This window comes from Clostridium sulfidigenes (genome assembly GCF_052067195.1).
GTDB classification, from domain to species: domain Bacteria; phylum Bacillota; class Clostridia; order Clostridiales; family Clostridiaceae; genus Clostridium_J; species Clostridium_J sulfidigenes.
On record NZ_JBQHQR010000003.1, the window covers coordinates 87,801 to 114,096 of the forward strand.

Annotated in this window: 27 protein-coding genes; 22 read left to right on the top strand and 5 right to left on the bottom strand. The window is 30.3% G+C overall.

Features of this window, described 5'->3' with window-relative positions:
* Nucleotides 1-85 precede the first annotated feature (85 nt).
* From ACTNBA_RS04325 to glmM, 9 genes are all read left to right on the top strand, one after another.
* A complete protein-coding gene (locus ACTNBA_RS04325; RefSeq protein ID WP_035133400.1) occupies nt 86-295 on the top strand; it encodes a 4Fe-4S binding protein in 210 nt (69 codons plus the stop codon).
* Between the two features lie 16 nt (nt 296-311).
* Nucleotides 312-1,382 carry a 3-methyl-2-oxobutanoate dehydrogenase subunit VorB gene (locus ACTNBA_RS04330; RefSeq protein ID WP_035133402.1) on the top strand — a complete coding sequence of 357 codons (1,071 nt, stop codon included), beginning with the start codon at nt 312-314 and terminating at the stop codon, nt 1,380-1,382.
* A complete protein-coding gene (locus ACTNBA_RS04335) occupies nt 1,382-2,134 on the top strand; it encodes a thiamine pyrophosphate-dependent enzyme (protein ID WP_035133404.1) in 753 nt (250 codons plus the stop codon). The genes ACTNBA_RS04330 and ACTNBA_RS04335 overlap by 1 nt, the downstream gene beginning before the upstream one ends.
* A gap of 1 nt (nt 2,135) precedes the next feature.
* Nucleotides 2,136-2,669, top strand: a complete 534-nt coding sequence (locus ACTNBA_RS04340; protein WP_035133406.1) for a 2-oxoacid:ferredoxin oxidoreductase subunit gamma family protein — start codon at nt 2,136-2,138, stop codon at nt 2,667-2,669.
* 551 nt (nt 2,670-3,220) lie between these two features.
* Nucleotides 3,221-4,015, top strand: coding sequence for a polymer-forming cytoskeletal protein (locus tag ACTNBA_RS04345; RefSeq protein WP_441072782.1), 795 nt, complete (start codon nt 3,221-3,223; stop codon nt 4,013-4,015).
* Between the two features lie 79 nt (nt 4,016-4,094).
* Complete coding sequence (locus tag ACTNBA_RS04350; protein WP_441072783.1) at nt 4,095-4,718, top strand: DUF4004 family protein; 624 nt, start codon at nt 4,095-4,097, stop codon at nt 4,716-4,718.
* Between the two features lie 34 nt (nt 4,719-4,752).
* The gene (locus tag ACTNBA_RS04355) at nt 4,753-5,649 is read left to right on the top strand and encodes a polymer-forming cytoskeletal protein (RefSeq protein ID WP_441072784.1); all 897 of its coding nucleotides are present in this window, start codon (nt 4,753-4,755) and stop codon (nt 5,647-5,649) included.
* A gap of 39 nt (nt 5,650-5,688) precedes the next feature.
* A complete protein-coding gene (locus ACTNBA_RS04360; RefSeq protein ID WP_441072785.1) occupies nt 5,689-6,984 on the top strand; it encodes an MFS transporter in 1,296 nt (431 codons plus the stop codon).
* A 218-nt stretch (nt 6,985-7,202) separates the two neighbouring features.
* Complete coding sequence (gene glmM, locus ACTNBA_RS04365; RefSeq protein ID WP_441072786.1) at nt 7,203-8,552, top strand: phosphoglucosamine mutase; 1,350 nt, start codon at nt 7,203-7,205, stop codon at nt 8,550-8,552.
* Nucleotides 8,553-8,930: 378 nt separating this feature from the next.
* On the opposite strand, the gene ACTNBA_RS04370 is transcribed toward glmM, so the two are convergent.
* Both ACTNBA_RS04370 and ACTNBA_RS04375 read right to left on the bottom strand, forming a co-directional pair.
* Nucleotides 8,931-9,410, bottom strand: coding sequence for a hypothetical protein (locus tag ACTNBA_RS04370; RefSeq protein ID WP_441072787.1), 480 nt, complete (start codon nt 9,408-9,410; stop codon nt 8,931-8,933).
* Nucleotides 9,401-9,616 (bottom strand): helix-turn-helix transcriptional regulator, encoded by a 216-nt coding sequence (locus ACTNBA_RS04375; RefSeq protein ID WP_035133418.1) that lies wholly within the window; start codon nt 9,614-9,616, stop codon nt 9,401-9,403. Before ACTNBA_RS04375 ends, ACTNBA_RS04370 begins: the two co-directional genes overlap by 10 nt.
* A 934-nt stretch (nt 9,617-10,550) precedes the next feature.
* Here ACTNBA_RS04375 and glmS point away from each other — a divergent pair.
* Nucleotides 10,551-12,377 carry a glutamine--fructose-6-phosphate transaminase (isomerizing) gene (glmS, locus tag ACTNBA_RS04380; protein ID WP_441072788.1) on the top strand — a complete coding sequence of 609 codons (1,827 nt, stop codon included), beginning with the start codon at nt 10,551-10,553 and terminating at the stop codon, nt 12,375-12,377.
* 127 nt (nt 12,378-12,504) lie between these two features.
* Here the strand turns inward: glmS and ACTNBA_RS04385 are convergent, their stop codons facing one another.
* Entirely contained in the window at nt 12,505-12,636 is a 132-nt protein-coding gene (locus tag ACTNBA_RS04385) for a hypothetical protein (RefSeq protein ID WP_441072789.1), read from the bottom strand.
* A gap of 136 nt (nt 12,637-12,772) precedes the next feature.
* On the opposite strand from ACTNBA_RS04385, the gene ACTNBA_RS04390 reads away from it, so the two are divergent.
* From ACTNBA_RS04390 to ACTNBA_RS04435, 10 genes are all read left to right on the top strand, one after another.
* Entirely contained in the window at nt 12,773-13,114 is a 342-nt protein-coding gene (locus ACTNBA_RS04390) for a cupin domain-containing protein (RefSeq protein WP_441072790.1), read from the top strand.
* Between the two features lie 17 nt (nt 13,115-13,131).
* Nucleotides 13,132-14,346, top strand: a complete 1,215-nt coding sequence (locus tag ACTNBA_RS04395; protein WP_441072791.1) for an NAD(P)/FAD-dependent oxidoreductase — start codon at nt 13,132-13,134, stop codon at nt 14,344-14,346.
* 14 nt (nt 14,347-14,360) lie between these two features.
* Entirely contained in the window at nt 14,361-14,579 is a 219-nt protein-coding gene (locus tag ACTNBA_RS04400; protein WP_150845930.1) for a DUF1450 domain-containing protein, read from the top strand.
* 156 nt (nt 14,580-14,735) lie between these two features.
* The gene (locus ACTNBA_RS04405; protein WP_441072792.1) at nt 14,736-15,953 is read left to right on the top strand and encodes an MFS transporter; all 1,218 of its coding nucleotides are present in this window, start codon (nt 14,736-14,738) and stop codon (nt 15,951-15,953) included.
* A gap of 403 nt (nt 15,954-16,356) precedes the next feature.
* Nucleotides 16,357-16,773 (top strand): DUF2178 domain-containing protein, encoded by a 417-nt coding sequence (locus tag ACTNBA_RS04410; protein WP_441072793.1) that lies wholly within the window; start codon nt 16,357-16,359, stop codon nt 16,771-16,773.
* A gap of 13 nt (nt 16,774-16,786) precedes the next feature.
* Nucleotides 16,787-16,987 (top strand): helix-turn-helix transcriptional regulator, encoded by a 201-nt coding sequence (locus ACTNBA_RS04415; protein WP_346847762.1) that lies wholly within the window; start codon nt 16,787-16,789, stop codon nt 16,985-16,987.
* A gap of 60 nt (nt 16,988-17,047) precedes the next feature.
* On the top strand, nt 17,048-17,263 hold the full coding sequence (locus ACTNBA_RS04420) for a hypothetical protein (protein ID WP_441072794.1): 216 nt from the start codon (nt 17,048-17,050) through the stop codon (nt 17,261-17,263).
* 176 nt (nt 17,264-17,439) lie between these two features.
* Nucleotides 17,440-18,057 carry an HD domain-containing protein gene (locus tag ACTNBA_RS04425; protein WP_441072795.1) on the top strand — a complete coding sequence of 206 codons (618 nt, stop codon included), beginning with the start codon at nt 17,440-17,442 and terminating at the stop codon, nt 18,055-18,057.
* A 612-nt stretch (nt 18,058-18,669) separates the two neighbouring features.
* Nucleotides 18,670-20,457, top strand: coding sequence for an ABC transporter ATP-binding protein (locus ACTNBA_RS04430; RefSeq protein WP_441072796.1), 1,788 nt, complete (start codon nt 18,670-18,672; stop codon nt 20,455-20,457).
* Nucleotides 20,457-22,265 (top strand): ABC transporter ATP-binding protein, encoded by a 1,809-nt coding sequence (locus tag ACTNBA_RS04435; RefSeq protein ID WP_441072797.1) that lies wholly within the window; start codon nt 20,457-20,459, stop codon nt 22,263-22,265. The genes ACTNBA_RS04430 and ACTNBA_RS04435 overlap by 1 nt, the downstream gene beginning before the upstream one ends.
* Before the next feature lie 184 nt (nt 22,266-22,449).
* Here the strand turns inward: ACTNBA_RS04435 and ACTNBA_RS04440 are convergent, their stop codons facing one another.
* Together ACTNBA_RS04440 and ACTNBA_RS04445 are read right to left on the bottom strand one after the other, a co-directional pair.
* On the bottom strand, nt 22,450-22,965 hold the full coding sequence (locus ACTNBA_RS04440) for a spore coat protein (RefSeq protein WP_035133436.1): 516 nt from the start codon (nt 22,963-22,965) through the stop codon (nt 22,450-22,452).
* Between the two features lie 163 nt (nt 22,966-23,128).
* The gene (locus tag ACTNBA_RS04445; protein ID WP_441072798.1) at nt 23,129-24,406 is read right to left on the bottom strand and encodes a dicarboxylate/amino acid:cation symporter; all 1,278 of its coding nucleotides are present in this window, start codon (nt 24,404-24,406) and stop codon (nt 23,129-23,131) included.
* Nucleotides 24,407-24,933: 527 nt separating this feature from the next.
* Here ACTNBA_RS04445 and ACTNBA_RS04450 point away from each other — a divergent pair.
* Both ACTNBA_RS04450 and ACTNBA_RS04455 read left to right on the top strand, forming a co-directional pair.
* The gene (locus tag ACTNBA_RS04450; RefSeq protein ID WP_441072799.1) at nt 24,934-25,407 is read left to right on the top strand and encodes a hypothetical protein; all 474 of its coding nucleotides are present in this window, start codon (nt 24,934-24,936) and stop codon (nt 25,405-25,407) included.
* A 43-nt stretch (nt 25,408-25,450) separates the two neighbouring features.
* Complete coding sequence (locus ACTNBA_RS04455) at nt 25,451-26,158, top strand: hypothetical protein (RefSeq protein WP_441072800.1); 708 nt, start codon at nt 25,451-25,453, stop codon at nt 26,156-26,158.
* The last annotated feature ends 138 nt before the right edge of the window (nt 26,159-26,296 follow it).

Sequence of the window (26,296 nt, forward strand, 5' to 3'; positions counted from 1 at the left end):
AAACGTATTACAGCTTAAATGCAGGTCTTAAACAATATATAGTAAATAAAACATTCTAAACTTTCTATATAAGGAGGTAAGTATTATGGCAAAGGTAACTTTTAGGGAAGAAAGATGTAAGGGATGTGGACAATGTATAATTGCATGTCCAAAACAAATCATAACTTATTCTGAGGAACTAAATGTAAAAGGATATCATCCAGCTACAGTTACAGAAGAAAATATGCCTAAGTGCATTGGTTGTGCATCATGTGGAAAAATGTGTCCAGATCTTGTAATTACAGTGGAGAAATAATAGGGGGGAAAGATTCATGTCAGAAAAAGTTTTAATGAAGGGTAATGAAGCCATAGGTGAAGCAGCTATCCAAGCTGGTTGTCAATGTTTCTTCGGATACCCTATAACACCACAAACAGAAATATCAGCATATCTTTCAAGAAAAATGCCTAAAATAGGTAGAGTTTTTCTACAAGCTGAAAGTGAAATTGCTGCAATAAATATGGTATATGGAGCAGCAGGAACTGGAGTAAGATGTATGACATCTTCAAGTTCACCTGGAATAAGTTTAAAAGCAGAAGGAATATCTTATATAGCAGGTGCAGAACTTCCTTGTGTTATCATTAATATAGTTAGAGGTGGTCCAGGCCTTGGTGGAATTCAACCAGCTCAATCAGACTACTTCCAAGCTACTAAAGGTGGTTCTCATGGAGATTTCAATATGCCAGTATATGCACCATGTTCAATTCAAGAAATGGTAGATTTAGTACAAGATGCTTTCGATGTAGCTGATATGTACAGAACTCCTGTTATGGTTATGGGAGATGGAATGCTTGGACAAATGATGGAGCCAGTAGAGTTTAAAGAAAGAAGTGAAAAAAATCTTCCAGAAAAAACTTGGGCTGCTAATGGACTAAACGGAAGAGCTAACCATAATGTAATAAACTCTTTATACTTAAAACCTGAAGGTCTTGAAGCTCATAACTTGAAATTACAAGCAAAATATAAAGCTATAAAAGAAAATGAAACTAAATATGAATTATACAATTGTGAAAATGAAGTAGATTTAATAATGGTTGCATACGGAACAACTTCAAGAATATGCAAGACTGTTATAAAATTAGCTGAAAAAGAAGGAATAAAGTTAGGTTTAATAAGACCAATAACATTATGGCCTTTCCCAGTAGAAGCTTTTGAAAAAACTGTGGACAAAACTAAACATGGTTATGCATCAATAGAGCTTAGCTGTGGTCAAATGGTAGAAGATGTTAGACTTTCTGTTGAAGGAAGAAAACCAGTATTCTTCTTTGGAAGATCAGGTGGAATGGTTCCAAGCCCTAATGAAGTCCTTGAAAATGTTAAAAAATTCATAGGAGGTGCTAAATAATGGCAATAGTATTTCAACCAACAAAAGCATTATTAGACGTGCCTACCCATTACTGCCCAGGATGTACTCATGGAATAATCCACAGACTAGTAGGGGAAGTACTTGAAGAATTAAATGTTATAGATAAAACAATAGGTGTAGCTCCAGTTGGATGTTCAGTTTTGGCATATGACTACTTTGCATGTGATATGTTTGAAGCTGCACACGGAAGAGCACCAGCAGTAGCTACAGGAATAAAAAGATCTAATCCTGATAAAGTTGTATTCACATATCAAGGAGATGGAGACTTAGCAGCTATAGGAACAGCAGAAATTGTACATGCAGCTACAAGAGGAGAGAACATAGTTACAATCTTCGTAAATAACTGTATTTATGGTATGACAGGAGGACAAATGGCTCCAACAACATTACCAGGACAAGTTACAGAAACTTCTCCATATGGAAGAGATGTTAAACTTCAAGGTCATCCAATAAGAGTTTCTGAAATGATATCTACATTAGATGGTGCTTGCTATGTAGAAAGAGTATCAGTAGATAATGTACCACATGTAAATAAAGCTAAAGCTGCTATTAAGAAAGCTTTCCAAAATGCCATTGCTGGAAAAGGTTTCTCAATGGTTGAGGTTCTATCAATATGCCCAACTAACTGGGGATTATCAACTCAAGAGTCACTTGGATGGTTAAGAGATAACATGATGCCATTCTATACTCTAGGTGTTAAAAAAGATACAACAACTGAGGAGGGGAAATAATATGGCATCACAAGAAATAATATTTGCTGGATTTGGTGGACAAGGAATATTATCAATGGGTAAATTCTTAGCTTATGCTGGAATGGATGTTAATATGAATGTTTCATGGTTACCTTCTTATGGACCAGAAATGCGTGGAGGTACTGCAAACTGTTCTGTTATTGTTTCAGACGAAGCTGTTGGTTCTCCAATAGTAACTAACCCTACATCACTAGTTGTTATGAATAGACCTTCCCTTGATAAGTTTGAAAAAGAAATTTTACCAGGTGGACTATTAATATTAGATAGTGACTTAATTGAGAGACCAGTTGAAAGAGAAGATATTGAAGTTATAAAAATACCAGCTCAAACAGAAGCTGATAGCCTTGGAAGTAAACAAATTGCAAACATGGTGCTTCTAGGAGCATTAGTTGCAAAAACACAAATAGTTTCTATGGAAACTTTACTTCAATCTCTAAGAGATCACGGAAAAGAAAAATTCTTTGAAATCAATAGAAAAGCTTTAGAAATTGGAGCATCATACGTAGTAAAATAAGCTTATTAGCTAAAAGTGGCTTTCGCAAAATTAGCTAATCTAAAAGAAATGTTGACCATGCCCATATATTATTAACGCTCAGCCGTTTCGGAATATTGATTTACTAAAGCATTTATTCAAGGCAAAATCTACAATACAACAACTCGTATACACTCAAACAGGTTGTATTGCTTACGATTTTACCATTCATAAATGCTAAGTAAATCTAATATCCCTGCAAATGGCATTCGCTAACAATAATATAAAAGGCAAGCTCAACATTTTTAAGATTAGTAATATATTTTGCGAAAGCCACTTTTTTATATATAACTAAGTAAGAGAATAAGAGTAAAAGTAAAAAGTATAAAACTTAGTGTATAAGTTTTATACTTTTTATTTATGAAAAAAATTGTATAAAAATTCAAAAAACTATTTACAAGCGTAACAATGTTATGTTACTATAACAATATGATAAAAGATTGTTGAATATATGGCTATTTACTATATTAAAGAGCTGTGAGTAATTAGTTGATGTAACATTATTACGTGTAAATAAAATGGAGGTATAAATTATGGTGAGTAATGAACAGTTTGGAGATTTAAAAATATCAGGTTCAGGGAGTGCTGCAGGAGGAAGATATAGGATTGCATCTATCAGTGGAAGTGGAAAAATTGTTGGAGATGTAAACTGTGAAAAATTTAGTATTAGTGGTAGTGGAAAAGTTGAAGGTGCTGTTATAAGTAATGGTTTTAGTATTAGTGGATGCGGAAAGGTAACTGGAGACTTAAACTGCGTTACTGGTAGTATAAGTGGGAGTGGTTCTGTTCTTGGTTCTATTCATGCAAAGAAATTTAACATCAGTGGAAGTGGTAAAATAGGTGGTAATTTTAAAGGTGAAGAGCTCACTGTGGCAGGAGCAGGAAGAATTGAAGGAAGAATAAATGCAACTAATGTTAAGCTTTTAGGTTCAATTAGAGTAGGTCATGGTATTGAGGGAGAGATTATAAATATTAAAGGTGTACTAAAAACCCTAGGAATGGTAAATGGGGATGAAGTAAATATAGAGTTAAATGGTGGTTGTGAGGTTGAAGAAATTGGAGCAACTAAGGTAAGAGTTTTAAAGGAATACTCTACTATGAATGCTATAGGAAGATTTATTTGTAAATTATTTAGTAAGAACTTTGGATATTTAACTATTAGAACTATTGAAGCTGATGAAATTTATTTGGAAAACACCATAGCAGATGTGGTTCGTGGAGGAAAAATTACCATAGGAGAGGGGTGTAAGATTAAAAGAATAGAATACAGTGAGAGTCTTGAAAAACTAAATTCAGAATCTGTTATTGAAGAAGAAATGAAACTATAGATTTTATAATATTTAAATTACTAAAGATAAAAAGTTTAATTAAAGCTAAAAACTAAACTAAAAAAGAGGAGGAAATAAAGTGGAAGAAGAGTTAATTTCTAAAAAAGAAATATTAGATATGACGGGAATATCTTACGGACAACTGTATAGATGGAAGAGAAAAGAACTTATTCCAGAGGAGTGGTTTATAAAAAAATCAAGTTATACAGGTCAAGAAACATTTTTCCCTAGAGAAAAGATAATAAATAGAATAAATAAAATTATAGATCTTAAGGATGATATGCCTTTAGATGATTTAGCAGCTATGTTTACTAACAAACCTAAGGTAGATGATGTAAGTGAAGAGTATCTTATAGAAAAGGAAATTATAAGAGAAGAAACCCTTCCTATATATAAGGATATATTTAGAGAAAAGGAAGAGTATAATTTTAAAGATGTGTTACTCATGGATATTCTTCAAAGGGAATTTGACTTAGGAAAATTAACCATTAGTGAAATAGAAGTTATACTAAAGCTTATTAATAAGGAATATAAAAGTATAGAAGAAAAGGATGGAACACTATATATCATAAGAAGATTAGGAATCGGGATTTGTGTAGTAGCATACAGAGAAAAAATAATTGTGGATGATGGTAGCAAAATCATAGGAGAAATAAACATTAAAAATATTATAGAAAATCTAAAAATGAGATTAACGCTATAGTTAATAATTAATAGTATAAAAATGGGGTGTAAAAATGAATTACGACAATTGTAATGATTTAAAAATAAATGATGACTGGATATCAGAAGGTGGAAACTATAGAGATATAAAAATAAGCGGAGATGGAACTATAAAAGGGGATGTTAATTGTAGAACTATCAATGTTAGTGGAGATGCAGAATTAAAAGGAAATGTATACTGTGAAGACTTGTTTAAGGTAAGTGGAGATGTGGACATAAAAAGTAGCCTGCAATGTGGAATTTTTAGGGTTAGTGGTGATGCAGATATTCATGAAAACTTATCTGTAAAAGACGAATTAAAGGTAAGTGGAGATGTAAATGTTGATGGGAGAGTGGATTGTGGAACTCTTAAAATAAGTGGGGATATCGATGTAAAAAGTAATCTGAATTGCAGTGGTCTATTTCATTTAAGTGGAGATGCGGATATCAGAGGAAACTTGAAAGCAGATAAGATAGAAGCTTCAGGAGATATAGAATGTGGAGGTAAAATTACTGGGGGAGATATAGTCATATCTGGAGATGTAACTGTAAATGATGGCATAGAAGGAGAAAAAATAACTATAAGTGGGGATATAAACAGTAATGGACTAATAAATGGTGATGAGATATACATTACCATGTCAGGAAATCATCATATTAAAGAAATAGGTGGAAGATTTGTAGCAGTAACAGAAAATATATCAAGGAATGGAATAATAGGTTCACTATTTTCAAATTCATTTAAAAATAAAGGAAGCCTTCAATGTGAATGTATAGAAGGTGATGACATACTACTTAAAAATTCTAAGGTAGATATAGTAAGAGGGAAAAATGTTACCATAGGAAAAGGTTCAATAATTAACAAAGTTGAATATTCAGGGGAACTTATCATAGAAGATAATGGAATAGTTAAAGAATCTATAAGGATATAAGTATTAACAGTAAATATACTTTACAATGAGGGGGAAATCATGGAGGAAAAATTAAAAAATCATGGAGAAAATATAAGGTTATGGAATAAGAATTTTTTCTTGCTTTGGCAAGGACAACTAGTATCTATGTTGGGGGACATATTATATATTATGGCATTAAACTTTTGGATACTAGATATTACTGGATCTACTGGACTCATGGGGCTACTAAGTGCGCTTACAATGCTACCAAGAATAGTTTTAGGACCTTTTGCAGGAGTCTTTGTAGATAAGTGGAATAGAAGGAATATCATAGTTATAACAGATTTTATAAGAGGTATAGTTGTTACTTTTGTAGGTATTGCAGGTATATTTGGATTTATACAGGTATGGATGGTATTTGTAGTAGGGATAATTAGTGGCTTATGTTCTGCTTTCTTTGGTCCAGCAGTAAGTTCTATAAAGCCAGAATTAGTTCATGAGTCTAAATTTGTAAAGGCTAATTCAGTTACAAGTCTTGCAACATCTGGTATGGATATGATAGGGAGCGCTGTTGGTGGAATTATATATATTACAATAGGTGCTCCATACATGTTTTTAGCTAATGGTGTATCTTATTTAATTTCAGCTTTTACAGAAATGTTTATAACTGAACCTAAAAGAGAGAAAAAAGATGAAAAAATTACTTTTGTAGATGATTTTAAAGAAGGATTTAGATTCCTTTGGAACTTTAAGGCATTAAGAAACTTATTCTTACTTGCATCATTACTAAATCTGTTTGCTAATGCTGCATTTATATTAATACTCCCATATTTTAAAACTATGCCCTTCCTAGGTGAAGAAAGGTACGGATTTTTTATGGCAGTGATTCCTATGGGAATGTTAATAGGTAGTGGACTTTTATCAATAATTAATATCAAAAAGAATCAGAAATTTAAAATTTATAAATTTGGTGCATTGATATGTCTTGGAACATTACCTTTTGTATTTATAGTGGAAAATTTTTATGTAATGATACCTATAGCATTTATATCCTTTTTATGTAATGTAGTCTTTAATACTATATTTAATTCTGCAATTATGCTTGTAGTACCATCAGACAAGAGAGGCAAGATTGGAGCATTAATGAGTACAATAAGTGGAGGGTTACAGCCAATAGGAGCTTTAGTTGGTGGAGTCTTAGGTGAATTTTTACCTATAAGAGTAGCAGTATTATTTCTTCTAGGAATATCATTTATATTCACTATAGCTTTGGTTTTTGTTAAAGGAAGTAAAGAATTAATGGAGTATGAAAGCAGTGATGGTACTGTAGAAGAGCTTATAGAGAAAACAAATGGTATTGTATTAGAAAGTTAATATGAGATAAGAATAATATATAATAAAAGCAACACAAATTTTGTGTTGCTTTTGTTCATATAGAATGTATAATGGTAAACTGTTATTGTTATGATACATAATTTGTATTATAATTAACCTGTATGTTGTAATGAGAATTTCACATAGTAATGTAAACTTAATAGAAAAAATAAGATTATTGAAGATAAAAAATCATACTAAGAGGAGAAGATTTATATATGAGTAGAATGTTTGGAACCGATGGAGTAAGAGGAATTGCTAATAAGGAATTAACTGTAGACCTTGCATATAAACTTGGAAAAGCGGGAGCATTAGTTTTAACTCAGTGCACTAGCAAACCTAGAATAATCGTAGGGATGGATACAAGAATATCTGGAGATATGCTTGAATCAGCTTTAGTTGCAGGGATTTTATCAGTAGGAGCAGAAGCTCTTTGTTTAGGAGTAGTTCCAACTCCAGCTGTTGCATATTTAACAAAGAAGTATAAGGCAGAAGCAGGGGTTGTAATATCTGCATCACATAATCCTGTTGAATATAATGGTATTAAGTTTTTTAATAAAGATGGATTTAAATTAAGCGATGAATTAGAAGATAAAATTCAGAAGTTAATAGAAAGTGATTTTGAAGGAATCGATATTCCTACAGGAGGAATGTTAGGTAGAAAATACATAGGAGAAGATGCTATAAATGACTATGTAGAATTTGCTAAATCTACTATTGATGGTGATCTAAGTGGTATGAAAATTGCCGTTGACTGTGCCAATGGTGCAGCTTATAAAACATCAGTAAAAGCGTTAAAAGAACTAGGAGCAGAAGTTTTTATCATTAATAGTGATCCAGATGGAATCAATATTAATAAGGATTGTGGATCAACTCATCCTGAGGATCTAATGAAATTTGTTGTTGAAAATAGATGTAACTTAGGATTAGCTTTTGATGGAGATGCAGATAGATGCCTGGCAGTAGATGAAAAAGGAAATCTTGTAAATGGAGATTTCATGATGGTAATAGCAGCTAAACACCTTAAATCTATAGGTAAATTAAATCATGATACAGTTGTTGTAACTGTTATGAGTAACCTTGGACTACACATAGCTTTAAAAGAAGCTGGAATTAAAACTGTTAGTACTAAAGTTGGGGATAGATATGTATTAGAAGAGATGGCTAAAGAGGGCTATTCTATTGGAGGAGAGCAATCAGGTCACGTTATATTCTTAGATTTCAATACAACAGGAGATGGTTTAGTTTCAGGTCTTCAACTTGCAGAGACAGTAAAGAGTACTGGAAAACCATTAAGTGAACTTGCAGCAACAATGAAGGAATTACCACAAGTGTTAGTAAATGCTAAGGTGCCAAACAACATGAAGGACATCCATGAAAAAGATGAAGAAATCATGGCAGATATAAAAGCAATGGAAGATAAAATGGCAGGTTGTGGTAGAGTGTTAATAAGACCTTCAGGTACAGAACCACTAGTAAGAGTAATGCTAGAAGGTGAAAATCAAGAAGAGATAGACAAAATGGCTCATGACCTAGCTAAAAAAATAGAAGAAAAAGCAAATAGATAAATGATAAAAGGGGCTTTCACAAAATAAGCTAATCTAAATAAATATTGAATAAGCACTTATATTATTAACGCTCAGCCGTTTCGGAATATTGATTTACTAAAGCATTTATTCAAGGTAAAATCTACAACACAACAACTCGTATACACTCAAACAAGTTGTGTTGCTTAACGATTTTACCATTCATAAATACTAAGTAAAGAAATGTTTTAGGAGGTTCTTCTAATAAATTAGAAGAACTAAGTTCGAATTACTAAATCATAGATTTAGATTCTTACTTATGCAAATGGCATTCGCTAACAATAATATTAAAGTGCATCTTCAATATTTTATATAAGATTAGCAATATATTTTGTGAAAGCCCCTTATTGGAAGATCAGACTAAAGCTTTTTACTATAGTATACTTGTAGAATTACAAATATAACCATAAATATAATAAGGACAGTCCATAGAGTCCAGAATACAGCAAGGTTAAAAATTCCAGATATCATCAAACCGATATATGCAAGAATATTTATTATAATAGAAGCAGAGCACAAAGATTTTTGTGTGATCAATTGATTTCTTTCATCTTGTTCCTCTAATCTTTTTTCTTTTAATTTCTTTTCATCTTTTAAAAGTTTTTTTATCTTAATGATAAATATTAAACCTATTGTAATTAGCGAAGCACCGATTCCTGTATAAAATCCACTTAAAAAATCAGGTAGATAATCATATTTTCCAACAGAGAATATAAAGCTAATAGCTAGAGTGGCTACTCCTAGAATAATCACAATGTAAAGTAAAGAAATTCTTTTCTTTAGTACTTTTTTGTAGTCCTTATCCGTTGTTGCATTAGATATAATGGCTTCTAATAACATAAATTTTCCTCCTCTAAATCAAAAATAAAGATATCTTCAATATTCATTTCAAAATATTGAGCAATTTTATGGGCCAGCACCAATGAAGCTTTATACTTCCCGTTTTCTAAAGAGATAATTGTTTGTCTAGTAACATCTACAGCATCAGCAAGTTCACTTTGCGTAACACGTTTTTCTTTTCGAAGTTCTTGGATTTTATTTTTCAACTTATCACATCCTGTTCTATTAATGTTATTTGTAATAAATATTAGAATTTAAATGTATAGTATGCTTTACAATTTAAGTATAGTATGCTTTACATTCCATGTCAAGCTTACTATACATTTTTGTATTATTTATTTTATATTTTAAATGTGAAAAACCTTGAAAGCCGCATGGGGAGAACAACTAGTTAACTAGTTATATAGTTTTATAGGTAAATAGATTTATAGTTTCATAGTTAAATATTTATATATAAAAAATTTTAGCTATGTTTATATATAAATATTTGTATAATTTGCATTGAAATTAAATAAATATTAATAATTGTGGAATTAATTTGAAATAAGATAATATTTAATTGAATAATATTATAATTAGGATATGTATATATATAGATGAATTTCATTTAATAGACACTATTAATAAATACCATTGACCAAAATGTATTAAATGAATATAATATAATGAGGTTAATTGGTTTTAGATTTTGGATAAATAAATATTAAAATTTGGTTTTAAAAATTAATTTTAATATTAAGTTCACAAACTTTATTATTCTTTATATCGTATATGTGGAGTATGAGTATAGGAGAGTATATAAAATGTGGACATCCTAACTCTTTTAAAATACACTTTGAAAACCAAGTGTTGGAAAGGAGGGAATAGTCTAACCACGTAACTAAGCGCCAGGACTCTGAGGAGTTGACGAGGATGGGGAGTATCGAATCTTCGGCGGGTGCCCCACGGTATCGCACTACCGTTAACGATTGATAAAGGCAGGAAGTGATTCCTGTTACAAAGCAATCTGGTGTAAAACCTTAACTAAATGTGGATAAGTTGATAAGTATTTTTAAAATCATACTAAATCAAAGGTTTTTCTTATTCATATAGAGTTAAATCTAATTTGAAATAGAAGACATTTAGGAGGAAGATTTTTTTATGTGCGGAATAGTAGGTTATTTTGGAAAGAGAGAAGCAGCGCCATTGCTTATTGAAGGATTAAGTAAACTGGAGTATAGAGGATATGACTCAGCTGGAGTATCTATACTAAATGAGAAGGGTATTGATCTTACAAAATGCAAAGGTAGACTTGCAAATTTAGAAGAAAAGTTAGAAGAAGATCCAATAAAAGGACATATAGGTATAGGACACACTAGATGGGCTACTCATGGTAAGCCATCAGATTTAAATTCACACCCTCATACTAATGGGGATGGAACTATATCTGTAGTTCACAATGGTATTATAGAAAACTATATGGAACTTAGAGAATGGCTTATGGAAAAAGGCTATGAGTTTAAGTCAGAAACAGATACTGAGGTTATTCCAAACCTTGTAGATTTCTACTATAAAGGGGATTTGCTAAAGGCAGTAATGGAAGTTACTAAAAAGCTAGAAGGAAGCTATGCTATAGGAGTTATAGCTGCTAATGAGCCTGATAAACTAGTAGCTGTAAGAAATGAAAGCCCATTAATAGTTGGTCTTGGAGAAGATGAAAACTTCATTGCTTCAGACATACCAGCTGTATTAAATCAAACAAGAAAAGTTTATCTTTTAGAAGATAAAGAATTTGTTGTTATGACTAAAGATGGAATAAAAATATATGACCAAAATGAAAAAGAAGTTAAGAAAGAAGTATTTAATGTAACTTGGGATGCTGATGCTGCTGAAAAAGGTGGATATGATCACTTCATGATGAAGGAAATCCATGAGCAACCAAAGGCTATAAGAGATACTATGGCTTCAAGAATTATTCCTGGTCAACCAATAAGAATCGATGATATAACTATTACAAAAGAACAAATAGAAAAATTAAACAAGGTATATATAGTAGCATGTGGAACTGCATACCATGCTGGATTAGTAGGGAAAAACATTATTGAAAAACTTGCTAGAATACAAGTTGAAGTAGATATAGCATCTGAGTTTAAATATAGAGATCCAATAATAGACGAAAACACTCTTATGATAGTTGTTAGCCAATCTGGAGAAACAGCAGACACTATGTCAGCTTTAAGACTTGCTAAGAAAAAGGGTGCTAGAGTAATAGCTGTTACTAATGTAGTTGGAAGCTCAGCTTCAAGAGAAGCCGATGATATACTATACACTTGGGCAGGTCCAGAAATAGCAGTTGCATCAACAAAGGCTTATGTAACTCAATTAATAGCTATGTACACAATTGCTCTATTCTTTGCAGAACAAAAGGGTACAATACCTCAAGATAAGATAGAAGCTATTAAAACAGAAATGTTAGCTCTTCCGGAAAAAGCAGAAGCAGCACTTAAGTGTGATGATGCAGTTAAGGCTCTAGCAGTTAAAACTTGCTGTGAAAATAACATGTTCTTCCTAGGAAGAGGCCTTGACCATGCTGTAGCAATGGAAGGATCTTTAAAATTAAAAGAGATATCTTATATTCATTCAGAAGCTTATGCTTCAGGAGAATTAAAACATGGTCCAATAGCTTTAATTGAAGAAGGAACAGTAGTAGTAACTATGGCAACTCAAGAAGACTTATTTGATAAGACTGTAAGCAATATGAAAGAAGTTATTGCAAGAGGAGCTAGAGTGTTTGCAGTGGCTCAAGAAGGTCACACAGATATAGAAAAATCTGTAGAATCAGCAATCTACATTCCAAAAGTAATGGACTTATTAGCTCCAGTTATAGCAATAATTCCAATGCAACTATTCTCTTACTACATGTCCATGGAAAAAGGTTGCGATGTAGATAAGCCAAGAAACCTTGCAAAATCAGTTACTGTTGAATAGATAGTAGAAACGTGATGTAAAAATATTTAATTTTAAGATAAATATTGATTATTTGTAATAAAATCGAATTAAAGTTTAATAAAGCAAAAAGACTAGACATTTTAAAATAAAAATGTCTAGTCTTTTTTTATAACTTCTTATGTTTTTTATTGTTATACATATTGCTATCAGCAGTATCCAATGTAGATTGCATTTTTGAAGTAATATGTTCATTAGTAAATACGGATTTTAATACCCTTGCAATTTTTCTAATAAGCATATCACCACTTAAATGCAAAAAGAGTTATTATTATATTTTAAAAATATAGTTAATAATAATATGAAAATTACACAATACTAAGAGTATAAGATTTATATTATATAATACTAACACAAAGATGAAGGAGAATTAATTTATGAAAATAGAAAAAATATCTGACAAAATAATGTACAATGATGAATCCTTAACTAAGAAAATAATTTACAAAGAAGATAAGATATTGAATTTTGTTTTAAATTTTAGACCAGGGCAAGGCGTGCCACCACATAATCATGAGCAAAGTGATTTACTTATTCATGTACTTTGCGGAGATGGCGAAATGACTGTAGATGGAAATTTAAATAAAATAACACAAGGAGATGTAATTCATTGTAAAGGAGTAGAGGTGTTTAGTATAAAAAATACTGGCAATGATGATATGTCATTATTTGTAGTATTAGCTCCAAACCCATCAGCAGTATATTCAAAAGGAATATAAAAGGGGGGTGAATTAATATGACAAATAGGATTATTATAATCGGAAATGGAATAGCAGGAATTACTGCGGTGAAAGCCATAAGAGAAGTAGATAAAGAGTCAGAAGTATTTATATTTGGAGAAGAGAAATTTTACCCATATAACAGAATAAAATTGTCTAAGAATCTATTTGATGAACTCTCTGAAGATAATACTCTTCTTCTAAAGAAATCTTGGTATGAAGAAAATAAGGTTAATATTTACGTAAGCAAAAAAGTGGCAAAGATTAATATTGAAAATAAAGAAGTAGTTTTATGTGATAAAAGTATACTTAAGTATGACAAACTTTTATTAGCAAATGGAGCAAGAAATAATAAACCTCCAGTTGAAGGAATAGAAAAACCAGGTGTATTTAACTTAAGAACGTTACAGGATGCATGGGATATTAAAAGTAAAATGCAAAAGGGTGAAAGTGTTATAAACATTGGTGGAGGAATACAAGGGTTAGAAACTGCTTGGAATTTGAATCAGCATGGAATCAACGTTTCTATTGTTGAGATTCAATCTAGACTAATGCCAAATCAATTAGATGAAAAGGCATCTAAAATACTTCAGGATTCAGTAGAAAAGTTTGGTATTAATATATACTTAAATACGAGAGTTAATAAAATAGCAGGAAATAATGAGGTTGAAGGTGTTGTAACAAGTTCAGATGAATTTATGCCTTGTAACAAGGTTATATATTCTGCTGGAATAAAGCCTAACATAGAAATGTTTGAAGATACGCCTATTAAGTGTGAAAAAGGAATTGTTATAAATGAGAAGATGGAAACTAATATAGCAGATATATATGCAGCTGGTGACGTTGCTGAACTTGATAACTTTGTTCCAGGACTGTGGAATATATCAATAGGCCAGGGTAAAGTTGCAGGATATAATATGATAGGAAAAGATAGTACTTATAAGCATATTGTTCCTGTTACTACTTTAAACGCTTTTAAATTATCCTTATTTTCTATGGGGTGTGTAGATGAAAATGATGCAACTAATGTTCTTGTAGAGGATAATGATGAAGGCCAATATATGAAGGTGTTTGTAAGAGATAGAAAAATAGTAGGGGCTATTGTAATTGGGGATACAAAACGATCACCAATATTAAAATCAGCCATTGAAAAAGAAATATCTTTAGAAGCTATTGATTTATCTAAAATTTCAGTAACAGAATTATTGAATAACATACAAAGTAAAAAATAAAGGAGAGAATAAATATGACAGAAATAAAATTTTGTGAAAATAATTTTACATATGGAACTGAAGATACCATGAAGAAATTACAAGAGAATTATCCTGACGTAGATGTAACAGTAGAATCATGCTTAGGATATTGTGGAGACTGTGCCACTAATCCATATGCACTTGTTAATGACGAAATGATTCTGGCAGATTCGGCAGATGAATTATATGAAAAAATTGAAGAGTTAATATAAAGTCTTTGGCTCATATTGATAACACATAAATATCCTCTTTTTCAATAATTTATTTCCCTAACTTAATTATATCACTTAAAAAATGCAAAATATAGACTTTAAATTTCTAAATTTTGCTATTAAACTAAAGATAATAATTGTTTGGGGGATGGTGCTTTGTACAAAGATTTATTTAAAAATAAAAACTTTACTTTGTTATCTATTGGAGGATTTATTTCTTCTATAGGAGATTATCTTTACAATATAGGTGTAACTGTATACATATATAGCTTAACAAAATCCGTTGGTGCAGTGGCTCTTATGTGGCTTTCTAGGGGTGTTTTAAGAATTCCTATGCTGTATTTATCAGGACTCATAGCTGACTTTTATAATAAGAAAAGGGTTATTATGGTTACTAATCTAGTTAGTGTGATTTTTGCTTTTCTCTTTATTTTTATTAATGGACAGAGATTATGGCTCGTGTATATTCTAGCATTTATTCTGCAATCTCTTAATGACATTGATGTAAGCTCTGAAACTGCCATTCTTCCTGAATTAGTATCTAAGGAAGAGCTGTCCTACTCTAATTCTATTTTTTCATTTTTACAATCCACCAGTGTATTTCTTTCTCCTGCCATTGGAGGAGTTCTTTATAAGCTTTATGGTAGCAATATTTTGTTTACTATAAATGCTATAAGTTTCTTAATTGCTGGAGCCTTATTTAGTCTAATTAAATATGACTTTATAAAGTCTGATAAAGCTGCAACAAGGTCTGGAATAATAAAAAGTGGCATTGAAGGATATAAGATATTTTCAAGATATTCTAGTGTTAAAACTGTATTTATTATAATGAGCATGTTTGCAGTATTAGGAAGGTTTTATGAAACCTATAAAGTAGCAGTTTCTGATATTTTATTAAACCTAAACCCAGAAGGCATTATTTACTTTTCTTATGCTCTGGCTCTTGGAGGACTTTCAGTACCTTTCGTAGTTAAGGTATTATATAAGAAAAATCATGTAATATTATTTACTCTTTCTACAGTAATTATTGGTATTAGCTATATCATATTTGGATATTCACAAAGTTTTATTATAACCTTTGGAATCTTAATTATCTTAGGTCTAGCTCAAAACCTTCAGGGAATATATTCTAGTACTATAATTCAAAATAGTATACCTAAAGAGTATCTTGGAAGAGTATTCTCCTTCTACAAAATACTACTAACTCTCTTTGCTATCCTAGGACTTTTAATTGCTACTCCACTATACAATTTAATCGGTATAGGCAACTCCTTTACAAGCATTGCAGTTATACTAATTATCTTATGTGTGTTGAATTTAAAAAGGAGTTTTAATAGAGCTGTAGATGAAGTTTTAGATATTAGTGAGATATAAATATATTTCATAAATACAGAAGCCTATATATTAATTTACTAGTTAAATTAATATATAGGCTAATTTTGCTTTATAACTAATCAAGTTGCCTGCTGCTTAAATCTATATTTATTTTCATAACTATACACAATTTTAAAAGTATACAATAACTCATATCTATATTATATCATTAATTAATGTAATAATATTACAATTTTTATAAGTGTGTAATAAAAATAAAGGCATGGTGCTCTTGTTATTGAACAATATGTAGATTATCAAGAGTAAATTTCCAAAATACTGTAAAAATACAATGGTCCTAACAAAATAAATTAATTCTTGACATCTCATTCAACATAGAGTAATATGAAGTTAACTTCACATGAAGTGAACTTCATATTACTCTATGTTAGGAGCGATTCGTTTGAAAAACAGATTTACTGAGCTTTATTTATGCTCATTGGCAATTCTCATAATGGGTTTATTTGAAATAACTTTTAATTATACAAGAGCTAGTATTACAGAAGGACTTTATTCAGGTATTATAATGTTTTTCGTAGGGGTAGGGTTTTTAGTTTTCGCTATAACTTCCCACATTAAATATAATGCTAATAGAAAACAGTTGGAAAGAGAGATGTCAAAAGAATATGATGAAAGAGATGACTTAATAGAAGGAAAAGCTTCACATTTTACCATGAGAATTCTAATGAGTGTGATTATGCTTATGATGTTTCTTTCAAAATGGATTACAATTCCAACAAATATTGCTTTATTTATGATTATAATATTTTGCATGATTACCAATATATTAGCTAAAAAATATTATAATTACTTTCTTTAATTAGGAGAACGCTATGAAAAATAGGATAAAAGAATTGCGTTTAGAACATAAGATAACACAACAAGAATTAGCAGATAAAGTATGTGTATCTTCAAGAACAATTATTTCTTTAGAAAAACAACAATATAATCCATCTGTTTTGTTGGCATATAAAATTTCTTCGGTCTTTAACCTACCAATTGAAGAAACTTTTATATTTGAAGAAGATGACTAATTATAAAAATGTATACAATAAAATTGTTAAAATAAAAAATAATGAGCGGAGGAAAATATTATGATAATTCAAAAACTATTATTTATACTTTTCGGAGTAGTATTAATATTATGGGGAGTATATAGAGTGAAAACAGATGAGGCGTTTGTAGGGAAAACACAAACAAGAAAAAATATTTTTAACCTTTTAATACTGGGAGAAGCATCTGGAATAGGCCAATTGTTAGGTGGAATTATATGTATAGTTTTAGGCGTTTTATCTTTTATAATTAAGTAATTTGTAATGTTGAGGAGTTAAGGTTAATAAAAAATGAGATAAAAACCATGATTCTTGAAAACAAGTTTCATGGTTTTTTCATTTAAAGGGATTTGAATGATGACTATAGAATAGTTTAGAGAAAGTTATTAAAAAATTTAAACTATTAATTTATTTAAGTAATAAGGAGAAGAATCATGGAAGAGTTGAAATACAAAGTTCCCAATCGAAAGATAGCTGAAAGAATATTAGAGGAAGCATCTATTTTAAATCCTGGTCCATGGGTGGAACACTCAAGATACGTAGCAGAGGCAGCAGCTTTAGTTGCTCAATATGATAGTGATTTGGATGAAGATACAGCTTATGTACTGGGATTGCTTCACGATATTGGGAGAAGAAATGGTAGACATTATGTAAGACATGCTATTGATGGATATAACTATGCATTAGAAAATGGATATGATTTTGTGGCTAGAATTTCAATCACTCATGGTTTTCTATGCAGTAATGTAGATGATATATGTGGAGAAATGGATTTAAATAAAACAGAATACAACTTTATTAAAAATTATTTAGGTAATATTGAATATAATTCATACGATAAATTAATTCAATTATGTGATGTATTAGCTCTTCCATCAGGATTTTGTTTAATAGAAAAAAGGATGGTTGATGTGGTTATAAGATATGGATTTACTGATTTTACACTAGAGAAATGGAAGAAAACCTTTGAAATAAAAGAATATTTTGAGGGCAAAATAGGAAAATCTATTTATAGTATCTTGCCAGGAATAGAAAAAAATACTTTTGATTAAACTTTTAAATGTCGTAAAAAAGCAAGAGAACTACTAAAACAAAGAATAGGAATAGAAATGTCTTTATGTGGAAGGTGTATTGAGATATGTCCATATACACAGCAATATATTAAAAGAAATTCCAATAGGTGTGATTAGAATATTTTTAAAATATTTAAGTAAGAGATAAGAAGGCTAACTAAATCAATGTTACCTGATTTTCTCTTTTTATTTTGAAGAAAGTTAGAGAGAAAATTAAAAATAAAATAATATAACTCTAAGTTAAATTTCATTAAATTCAATGTTTTTATGTTCTTACCTCCTTAAGCTATTGATCTAACTAAGGCTAAGTCTCCTAGAGTAAAGCAATATTTTAATAAAAACTAGCTTTCACTAATACTTTTCCAACAATTATAAATAAACATTTATGTATAAATATGTTATTTAAGTAAAAATGGTGTTATACTATATACATATTTAGTTAAACGTTAGTTAAATGGTTTAATAAATTAAATAACATTAATATAATGTAAACTATTACTGAGGTGAATAAACAATAGATATATAATATTGTTCAGAGGGGAGGATTCAATAATATAAAGTAATAGACGGGTATGTAAATGGGGGGAAATTATGAGATTAGAAAGTAAAAATTATAATGCGGGGGATATAATTAAAATTCCATTTAAATTTGCACCAGCACAGGCTACATTAATAGCAATACAAAAACTTTTGGATGGTTTAGTTCCAACACTACAAATTTTGGCTACGGCTAAGTTTCTAGATATTGCAATTTTAATATTTAAACAAGAAAAAGATATTAAAGATATAGTAATGCCTTTATTATTTGTGATACTTCTTTTAGCTTACGACTGGATTTCTACGCAATTATCAAAGTTTGCAGAGGTTCAGATTAAAAACAGATTAAGAGGTGAATTCAGGGTAAATATTGTAGAAAAGATAGCAACATTGAGATATAAATATATAGAAAGTCAGGATAGTTGGGATTTGATATCTAGGGTTATAAAGGAGCCAGAAGTTCAATGTACTAAGGCCTATATTTCATCTTTAGATATGATAGCAATGATTTTAAAAATAACAGGAATACTAGTAGTTTTATTTATTCAGGTATGGTGGTCTGCAGTTTTAATTGTTTTAATTTCTGTACCTCTATTTTTTATAGCTTTAAAAAGTGGAAAGGAAACTTATGAAGCAAATAGAGAAGTAGAGAAGAATAAAAGAAAGGTTAAATACTTAGAAGAAGTGTTAAATGGTCGTGAGGCAGTGGAAGAAAGAACCTTGTTTGGCTATTCTGATAAGATTAATAACCAGTGGCATAAAGAGTTTGAAACTGCTAGAAAGCATGAACTTAAGGTAAGCCTTAAATGGTACGTTAATATGAAAACCGGTGGGGTTATTATTGCCATTTTATCTGTATTGATAGTGTTAATTTTAATAGGGCCTGTAACTAGTGGAATTTTATCCATAGGAATGTTTATGTCCATTGTTAATAGCGTATTTGAATTAATACAATATTTAGCTTGGAGCCTTCCTCAGTATGGAGATAATTTAGCAAAGAATAAAGAATATCTTGTTGACTTAACTAACTTTTTAAAATTAGAAGGGGATGAAGGATACTTATTAAGACCAGCTAAGGAGGTTAGCAAATTAAAGTCCTTAGAGTTTAGAAATGTATCTTTTAAATATCCAGGCACAGAAAAGTATATTTTAAAGGATATGTCTTTTGTCATAGAAGAAGGAAGGCATTATGCTTTTGTAGGTGCTAATGGAGCTGGTAAGACTACAATAACTAAGCTTATAACTGGCTTATATGAGGACTTTGAAGGAGAAATTTTGATAAATGGAAAATCTATAAAGGCATATGGACAAGATCAGTTAAAAGCAATGTGCTCTGTAGTGTATCAAGATTTTGCAAGATATTGTATTTCTTTTAGAGATAATATTTTATTAGGAGATATCAATAGCTTTGATAACCTAGATAATATGAATATGGCTATAGAAACTGTTGAACTGCAAGATGTTGTTGGAGGATTACCTCTAGGTATAAGTTCAAACTTAGGTAAAATTAAAAATGATGGTGTAGATTTGTCAGGAGGACAGTGGCAACGTATAGCTATGGCAAGGGGAATTGTAAGTCCTGCATCCATTAGAATTTTAGACGAGCCAACTGCAGCCTTAGATCCTATAAGTGAAAGTAATGTCTATGAAAAATTTGAAGAGATAAGTAGGGGACAAACTACTATATTTATCAGTCATAGGCTTGGCTCAACAAAGATTGCAGATGAAATTTTCGTTATAGGAGATGGAGCCATTGTAGAAAGTGGTTCCTATGAGGAGCTTATGAAGAAAAATGGAATTTATACAAAAATGTATGAAAGTCAAAGGAGTTGGTATATATAATGGAAGGGAAAAGTAAAGATATTTCTTTTTTAAAGATAGTAAGGACGGTTGAACCTATGATAATTAAATCATGTCCTATACTTACAGTGGCAGCTATATTAACTTCAATACTACATAGCTTGGCTTATGTAGTAAATACTTTCATGACACAAAAGTTTTTTGACTCCATTACAGCTACTTTCTCAGGGAAAGTAGAGTTAAAAATAGTATATTTTATGCTAGGAGGACTATGTATTTCATTAGTTCTTACACAAGTGCTTAATGGGATATCTAACTTTTTAGCTAATGCCTTAGTTAATAAGGCAAAAGGAACTATAGGTAAGATATTAAATCATAAAAGCTCAAAGTTAGATGCCGCTGATTTTGAAAATCCAACATTACTTGATGATATTAATAAGGCTCAGAAGGGATTAGAGGGTGGACTTTGGATGTCTTTGATATTAATTGTAATAGTAACCTTCTATATTCCATATTTTATTTTTATGGGTATATATCTTTATAAATTAAAGCCTATACTTTCTATTTCTATTATATTAGTATTTATTCCTGTAGCTATATCACAACTAATTAGAATTAAGATATTCACTAATTTAGAAGATAAGGTAGCTCCAATAAGAAGAGAATATGAACATTATGAAAAATGTATAATGGATAGAGAATATTATAAGGAAACAAGGCTTTTAGGAGGGTTCTTCTATTTCAAAAAAAGATATATAAGTACCTTAGAGCTTATGAATAAAAATAATTGGCAAGCAGAAAAAAAATCAGGACTTGCAGAGCTAGCCATGAAGATGTTAACATTACTTGGTTATATGGGGGTTTTAGCACTTCTTGTATATGCACTTTTAGATGGTTCTATATCAATAGGTGCCTTTGGGGCAGTATTTTCATCTATAGGCTTTATGTTTTCTTTAATGAATGAGCTGATATGTATGCATATAGGAAACATGGCTGAAAATTTAGGTACAGTGAAAAACTTTATTAGATTTTTAGAAATCCCTGAAAGAGAAGGGGAGGACATAGAAATTGTAGGAGTGCCTAGCATTTCAATTGATAATGTAAGCTTTACTTATCCAGGAACTGATACAAGTTCTTTGAAAGACATATCTTTAAAGATGAATTCAGGAGAAACCATTGCCATTGTTGGGGAAAATGGAGCTGGTAAGAGTACCTTAGTTAGGATTCTTACAGGAATATATAGTCCTACTAAAGGTAATGCTTCAATAAATGGTATAGATATAGATAAAATATCAGCTAAAGAATTATATAGGGTTACATCAGGGGTATTTCAAAAATACCAACGATATAAAATGACTTTAAGAGATAATATATCTATAAGTGAAAAATCTAATGCAACAAAGGAAGAACTACTAAAAGATGCTATAGATAAAGCAGATTTTCAGGTTTCAAAGGAAAAATTTGAAGATGGTTATGATACCATGCTATCTAGAGAATTTGATGGTATAGATTTATCTGGTGGGCAATGGCAAAGGCTAGCTATAGCTAGGGGTTTTTACAAGGATAGTAATATGATAATTTTAGATGAACCTACAGCGGCCATAGATCCTATAGAAGAGACTAAAATATATAAGAAGTTTAAAGAAATGTCCAGGGATAAAACTGCTATAATCGTTACTCATAGACTTGGTTCTGCTAAGATTGCAGATAGAATAGTAGTTATGGATAAGGGTGAAATTGTACAAGTAGGTACCCATGATGAACTTATAAGTATAGATGGAAAGTATAGTGAGATGTATGAAGCTCAAAGTAAGTGGTATCTAACTGATCAGGATGAAAAGGCAGTTTGATTTAAGGGATTAATGCAAAATATTTAAAGGTTTGAGTCTGAAATGGGTTAGTAAGTTGGGATATAAAGGCTCTATAAGAGTTTGTAAATTTAAAAATCATGGATAGATATCAGTTATTTATACTGAACTATCCATGATTTTTTTATATTATATTACTAGAGATAATTTGGATACAATCCTAATACTATTGAACATTATACATGCCATTCTTCTCCATGTATTGGAATATAGCTTCTCCGTGTTTTTGTTCTTCCTTTTGTATGTGATTTAATACATCACGAACTCTAGTATCTCTAAATTCGAATATTGTAGTATCATAGGTTCCTGACACATATTTTTCAGTCATCAATAAATCTGTACACATATCAGCATCGGATAAATTAACTCCTCCTGATTGCATATTATTTGTATTAGTTGTGGAACCTTGAGCTGTCATATTTTGTCCTGAGTTTTGATTTTGACTTTGCTGATTTTGTTGACCTTGTTGTTGCTGACCCATTTGAGGAAGTTGACCACTTAATAATTGATTGATACTACCTAGATGGGTTCTTTCTGATTGTCCATTGGCATTAAAAATATCTTTTAACTGACTGTCCTTAGCTTGATTTGCATAATTTGTATACTTTTCAATGCAAATTTCCTCATGTTTTTTTTGATCCTCTAGTAAAGTTCTTTCTTTTTGTGATAATGTTATTTCCATAATACTGCACCTCCGATTATATTTTGTGTAAAACCAATTATTTTATACTAGTAAATGAAATAGCATTGAAATTTAAGAATTAGAATAGAAAAAACAGGTTAACACTCAATTTAGGTGTTAACCTGTTTAGTATATAGATGACATAACAAAGAGAATTATATTACTATAGGGATTTATTTTTTACAGTTTCAGAATTAAAGATTTCTTCATTAAATTCTCCTTCAGCCTTTGCTACAATCATTGTACATACTGCATCACCGGTGATATTGACAGAGGTTCTTGCCATATCTAGAATCCTATCAATACCCATGATTAAAGCTATACCTTCCACTGGTAAACCTACTGATTGTAATACCATGGATAACATGATCATTCCTACACCAGGTACTCCAGCAGTTCCAATTGAAGCTAAGGTGGCTGTTAAAATAACAGTTAAGAAAGAACTTAAGGTTAAATCAACACCATAAATTTGAGCAATAAATACGGTAGCTACACCCTGCATAATAGCAGTTCCATCCATGTTAATAGTTGCCCCTAGTGGTAATGTAAAGGAAGCAACATCCTTTGAGATTCCTAAATTTTCTTCTGCAATTTCCATGGATACTGGTAAGGTTGCACTACTACTTGAGGTAGAAAAAGCTACTGAAATGGCTGGGAAGAATTTCTTGAAAAATTTTATAGGACTTAATCTAGTAAATAATTTTAATAGCCCACCATAGACAATAGTAGCATGAATAAGTAAGCTTATTAAAACTAATGACATATATTTTATTAAAGGTATCATTGCATCAAAGCCTTGAGTGGCAAAGGTACGAGCGATTAAACCAAATACTCCAATGGGTGCAATTATCATTACGAAGTCTACGATTTTCATAATAAGGTCATTTAATTGTTGAAAAAGATTTGTTATCATTTTAGTTTTCTCACCTAGAGTAGATAATCCTACACCTATTAACATGGCAAATACAATAATTTGTAGCATGTTCCCGTTTGCCATGGATGCAATAGGGTTGTTCGGTATCATATCAAGGATAACTTCAACTAATGGTGTAGCTTCTTTAATAGTAACTTCACTTAAGTTTGAACTTGATAAATTTAATCCTACACCTGGTTTAAATACTGTAGACAATGATAATGCAATTGAAATGGCAATAGCGGTAGTAGCTAAGTAAAATAATACTGTTTTTACTCCAATTCTACCTAACTTTTTAATATCTCCCATGCTGGCAGCTCCGTTAACTAGAGAAATAAAAACTAAAGGTACTACAAGCATCATAATAGCTTTTAAAAATGCCTGTCCAACTAAATAGAAAACTCCATTAATTAATAATTCATCACGAATGAAACCCTTTGGAATAAAGTTGAATATAATACCTGTTATTAAACCCAGGATTAATCCGATAAATATTTTTGTTGATAAACTTATTTTGCCTTTTTTCATTTTACCAATCCCTTCTAATGATTTTTATTATATAAATTAAATTTTTGCCTAAAATTATAGAATTATATGGTGAGTAAAATTATATAATGAATAAAAACAAAAGTCAAACTGCAATTATTGGAAAAGTGAAAAATGAATATGAAATATTTTAAAATCAATATAGCATTACTTAATTGAGCGTTAATCTAGTGATAGCGCACATTATCATGGTTATAGATATGGATGTTGAATGTATAAAACTTTTGATATATATAATTAGATTTTGAAGGATTTTAAAATAATTATGCAATATCCGTATAAATAATATCAATGTAGTTAAGAAGAAAGATAAAACTTAAAAAGTTGTTTGAATAAATTAACAAATAATAACATATAAAGGATTGTAATTTGCATGGATATATTTTACACTTAGTATAGTAAGTTAAAAGATACTGTTTATCCGATGCCTACAAGCTCTAATACTCCAATATTCTTTAAAGTGGGAGTAAAGAGCTTTGTTTATATTAAACTTTTTAGGAGGGGAATTTATGTTATTTATATTTATGGGGCCAAGCTGTTCAGGGAAATCTTCAACAGCAGAAGAATTGAAAAAACTTACAGATGTACAGATTTACAGTGGAAAAGATTATTTACGTATGGACAAAAATGAAAATAATGCATGGAAACTATTTGAGGAAATGTTGAAAGAAGGTTGTAATAACAAAGATATACACTCGAAATCAATAATCTACGTAATCTCAGAAAAAAAGGATACAGTAAAACTTAAATTCATTAAGGATGCTATTACTATAAATTTTACAGCGGATGCAGAAATAATAAAATCTAGATTTGCAAAAAGGATGAATGGAGTTTTACCAAAGCCAGTAGAAAGTATGATAGACAAGCAGTTACTTGAATGGAAAGACATAACTGCAAAGTTACATGTAGATACAAGTAAAGACAGTCCTAGTGATATAGCTAAAAAGATATATGATCTAGGATTAATAAATAGTGATGTATAGGTATTTAAGTTGAAGATAGTTATTCATAGAAAGGGAGATAAAAGTGCCTAATAAGAATTCTGGGAAAGCTACACAGGGAAGCAGGCTATATTTACAACAATATATGTTAAATTCTAAAGAAAAGTTATCAGAAATGATAATTTCAGCATCACCTTCATTATTAGCATTTGTTGAAAATGAAGTAAAAATAGATTGGAAATCACCATTAGAAAAAACACAGAAAGGGGAATTCTATGAGTATAGGGATGACTTTCTGGAGGTTTTAGATCTAGATGAAGCGAATTATAAAAAGTTAAAAGAAAAACTTAAAGAATTTTGGCCTAAGAATGGACCACAATGGGATGGATTAGCAGTTATAAATGGAAGTAACAAACAAAGAGGGTTTTTACTTGTAGAAGCAAAGGCTCATATTGATGAAACAAAATCTGATTTAAAAGCTAAGTCAAATGAGAGCATTAATATAATTCAAAGATCTATTCACATAACTCAAGAATATTGTGAAATTGAATATAATGACTGGACAAAGCATTATTATCAGCTAGGTAATAGAATAGCATATTTGTATTTTATGAATGAAATTCTTAATATACCAACTTGGTTAGTATTAATTAATTTTACTGGCGGAGCATATAAAAGTACAAGTTTAAAGGAATGGTTAATACATTATAACCAGATATATAGAAATATGGGCATACATGAAAATTGTAACTTGCTTAATAAAATTATTCAGGTTTTTCCTAACCCTATATAATATATGAATATAAAGATTTATAAATAAGAATGAGAAATAAAAACAGGGATTGTACCAAAAAAAGAAATTTTGTTTATTTTAAGAATAACGCAATTCAATAAAATAACCTAGGGCTTATATTACAGAGTATTATAAGTT

Coding starts and splice junctions, on each gene's coding strand:
- ACTNBA_RS04325 (WP_035133400.1), top strand. CDS start 86: ATGGCAAAGGTAACTTTTAGGGAAGAAAGATGTAAGGGATGTGGACAA.
- ACTNBA_RS04330 (WP_035133402.1), top strand. CDS start 312: ATGTCAGAAAAAGTTTTAATGAAGGGTAATGAAGCCATAGGTGAAGCA.
- ACTNBA_RS04335 (WP_035133404.1), top strand. CDS start 1,382: ATGGCAATAGTATTTCAACCAACAAAAGCATTATTAGACGTGCCTACC.
- ACTNBA_RS04340 (WP_035133406.1), top strand. CDS start 2,136: ATGGCATCACAAGAAATAATATTTGCTGGATTTGGTGGACAAGGAATA.
- ACTNBA_RS04345 (WP_441072782.1), top strand. CDS start 3,221: ATGGTGAGTAATGAACAGTTTGGAGATTTAAAAATATCAGGTTCAGGG.
- ACTNBA_RS04355 (WP_441072784.1), top strand. CDS start 4,753: ATGAATTACGACAATTGTAATGATTTAAAAATAAATGATGACTGGATA.
- ACTNBA_RS04360 (WP_441072785.1), top strand. CDS start 5,689: ATGGAGGAAAAATTAAAAAATCATGGAGAAAATATAAGGTTATGGAAT.
- glmM (WP_441072786.1), top strand. CDS start 7,203: ATGAGTAGAATGTTTGGAACCGATGGAGTAAGAGGAATTGCTAATAAG.
- ACTNBA_RS04370 (WP_441072787.1), bottom strand. CDS start 9,410: ATGTTATTAGAAGCCATTATATCTAATGCAACAACGGATAAGGACTAC.
- glmS (WP_441072788.1), top strand. CDS start 10,551: ATGTGCGGAATAGTAGGTTATTTTGGAAAGAGAGAAGCAGCGCCATTG.
- ACTNBA_RS04385 (WP_441072789.1), bottom strand. CDS start 12,636: ATGCTTATTAGAAAAATTGCAAGGGTATTAAAATCCGTATTTACTAAT.
- ACTNBA_RS04390 (WP_441072790.1), top strand. CDS start 12,773: ATGAAAATAGAAAAAATATCTGACAAAATAATGTACAATGATGAATCC.
- ACTNBA_RS04395 (WP_441072791.1), top strand. CDS start 13,132: ATGACAAATAGGATTATTATAATCGGAAATGGAATAGCAGGAATTACT.
- ACTNBA_RS04400 (WP_150845930.1), top strand. CDS start 14,361: ATGACAGAAATAAAATTTTGTGAAAATAATTTTACATATGGAACTGAA.
- ACTNBA_RS04415 (WP_346847762.1), top strand. CDS start 16,787: ATGAAAAATAGGATAAAAGAATTGCGTTTAGAACATAAGATAACACAA.
- ACTNBA_RS04420 (WP_441072794.1), top strand. CDS start 17,048: ATGATAATTCAAAAACTATTATTTATACTTTTCGGAGTAGTATTAATA.
- ACTNBA_RS04425 (WP_441072795.1), top strand. CDS start 17,440: ATGGAAGAGTTGAAATACAAAGTTCCCAATCGAAAGATAGCTGAAAGA.
- ACTNBA_RS04430 (WP_441072796.1), top strand. CDS start 18,670: ATGAGATTAGAAAGTAAAAATTATAATGCGGGGGATATAATTAAAATT.
- ACTNBA_RS04435 (WP_441072797.1), top strand. CDS start 20,457: ATGGAAGGGAAAAGTAAAGATATTTCTTTTTTAAAGATAGTAAGGACG.
- ACTNBA_RS04440 (WP_035133436.1), bottom strand. CDS start 22,965: ATGGAAATAACATTATCACAAAAAGAAAGAACTTTACTAGAGGATCAA.
- ACTNBA_RS04445 (WP_441072798.1), bottom strand. CDS start 24,406: ATGAAAAAAGGCAAAATAAGTTTATCAACAAAAATATTTATCGGATTA.
- ACTNBA_RS04450 (WP_441072799.1), top strand. CDS start 24,934: ATGTTATTTATATTTATGGGGCCAAGCTGTTCAGGGAAATCTTCAACA.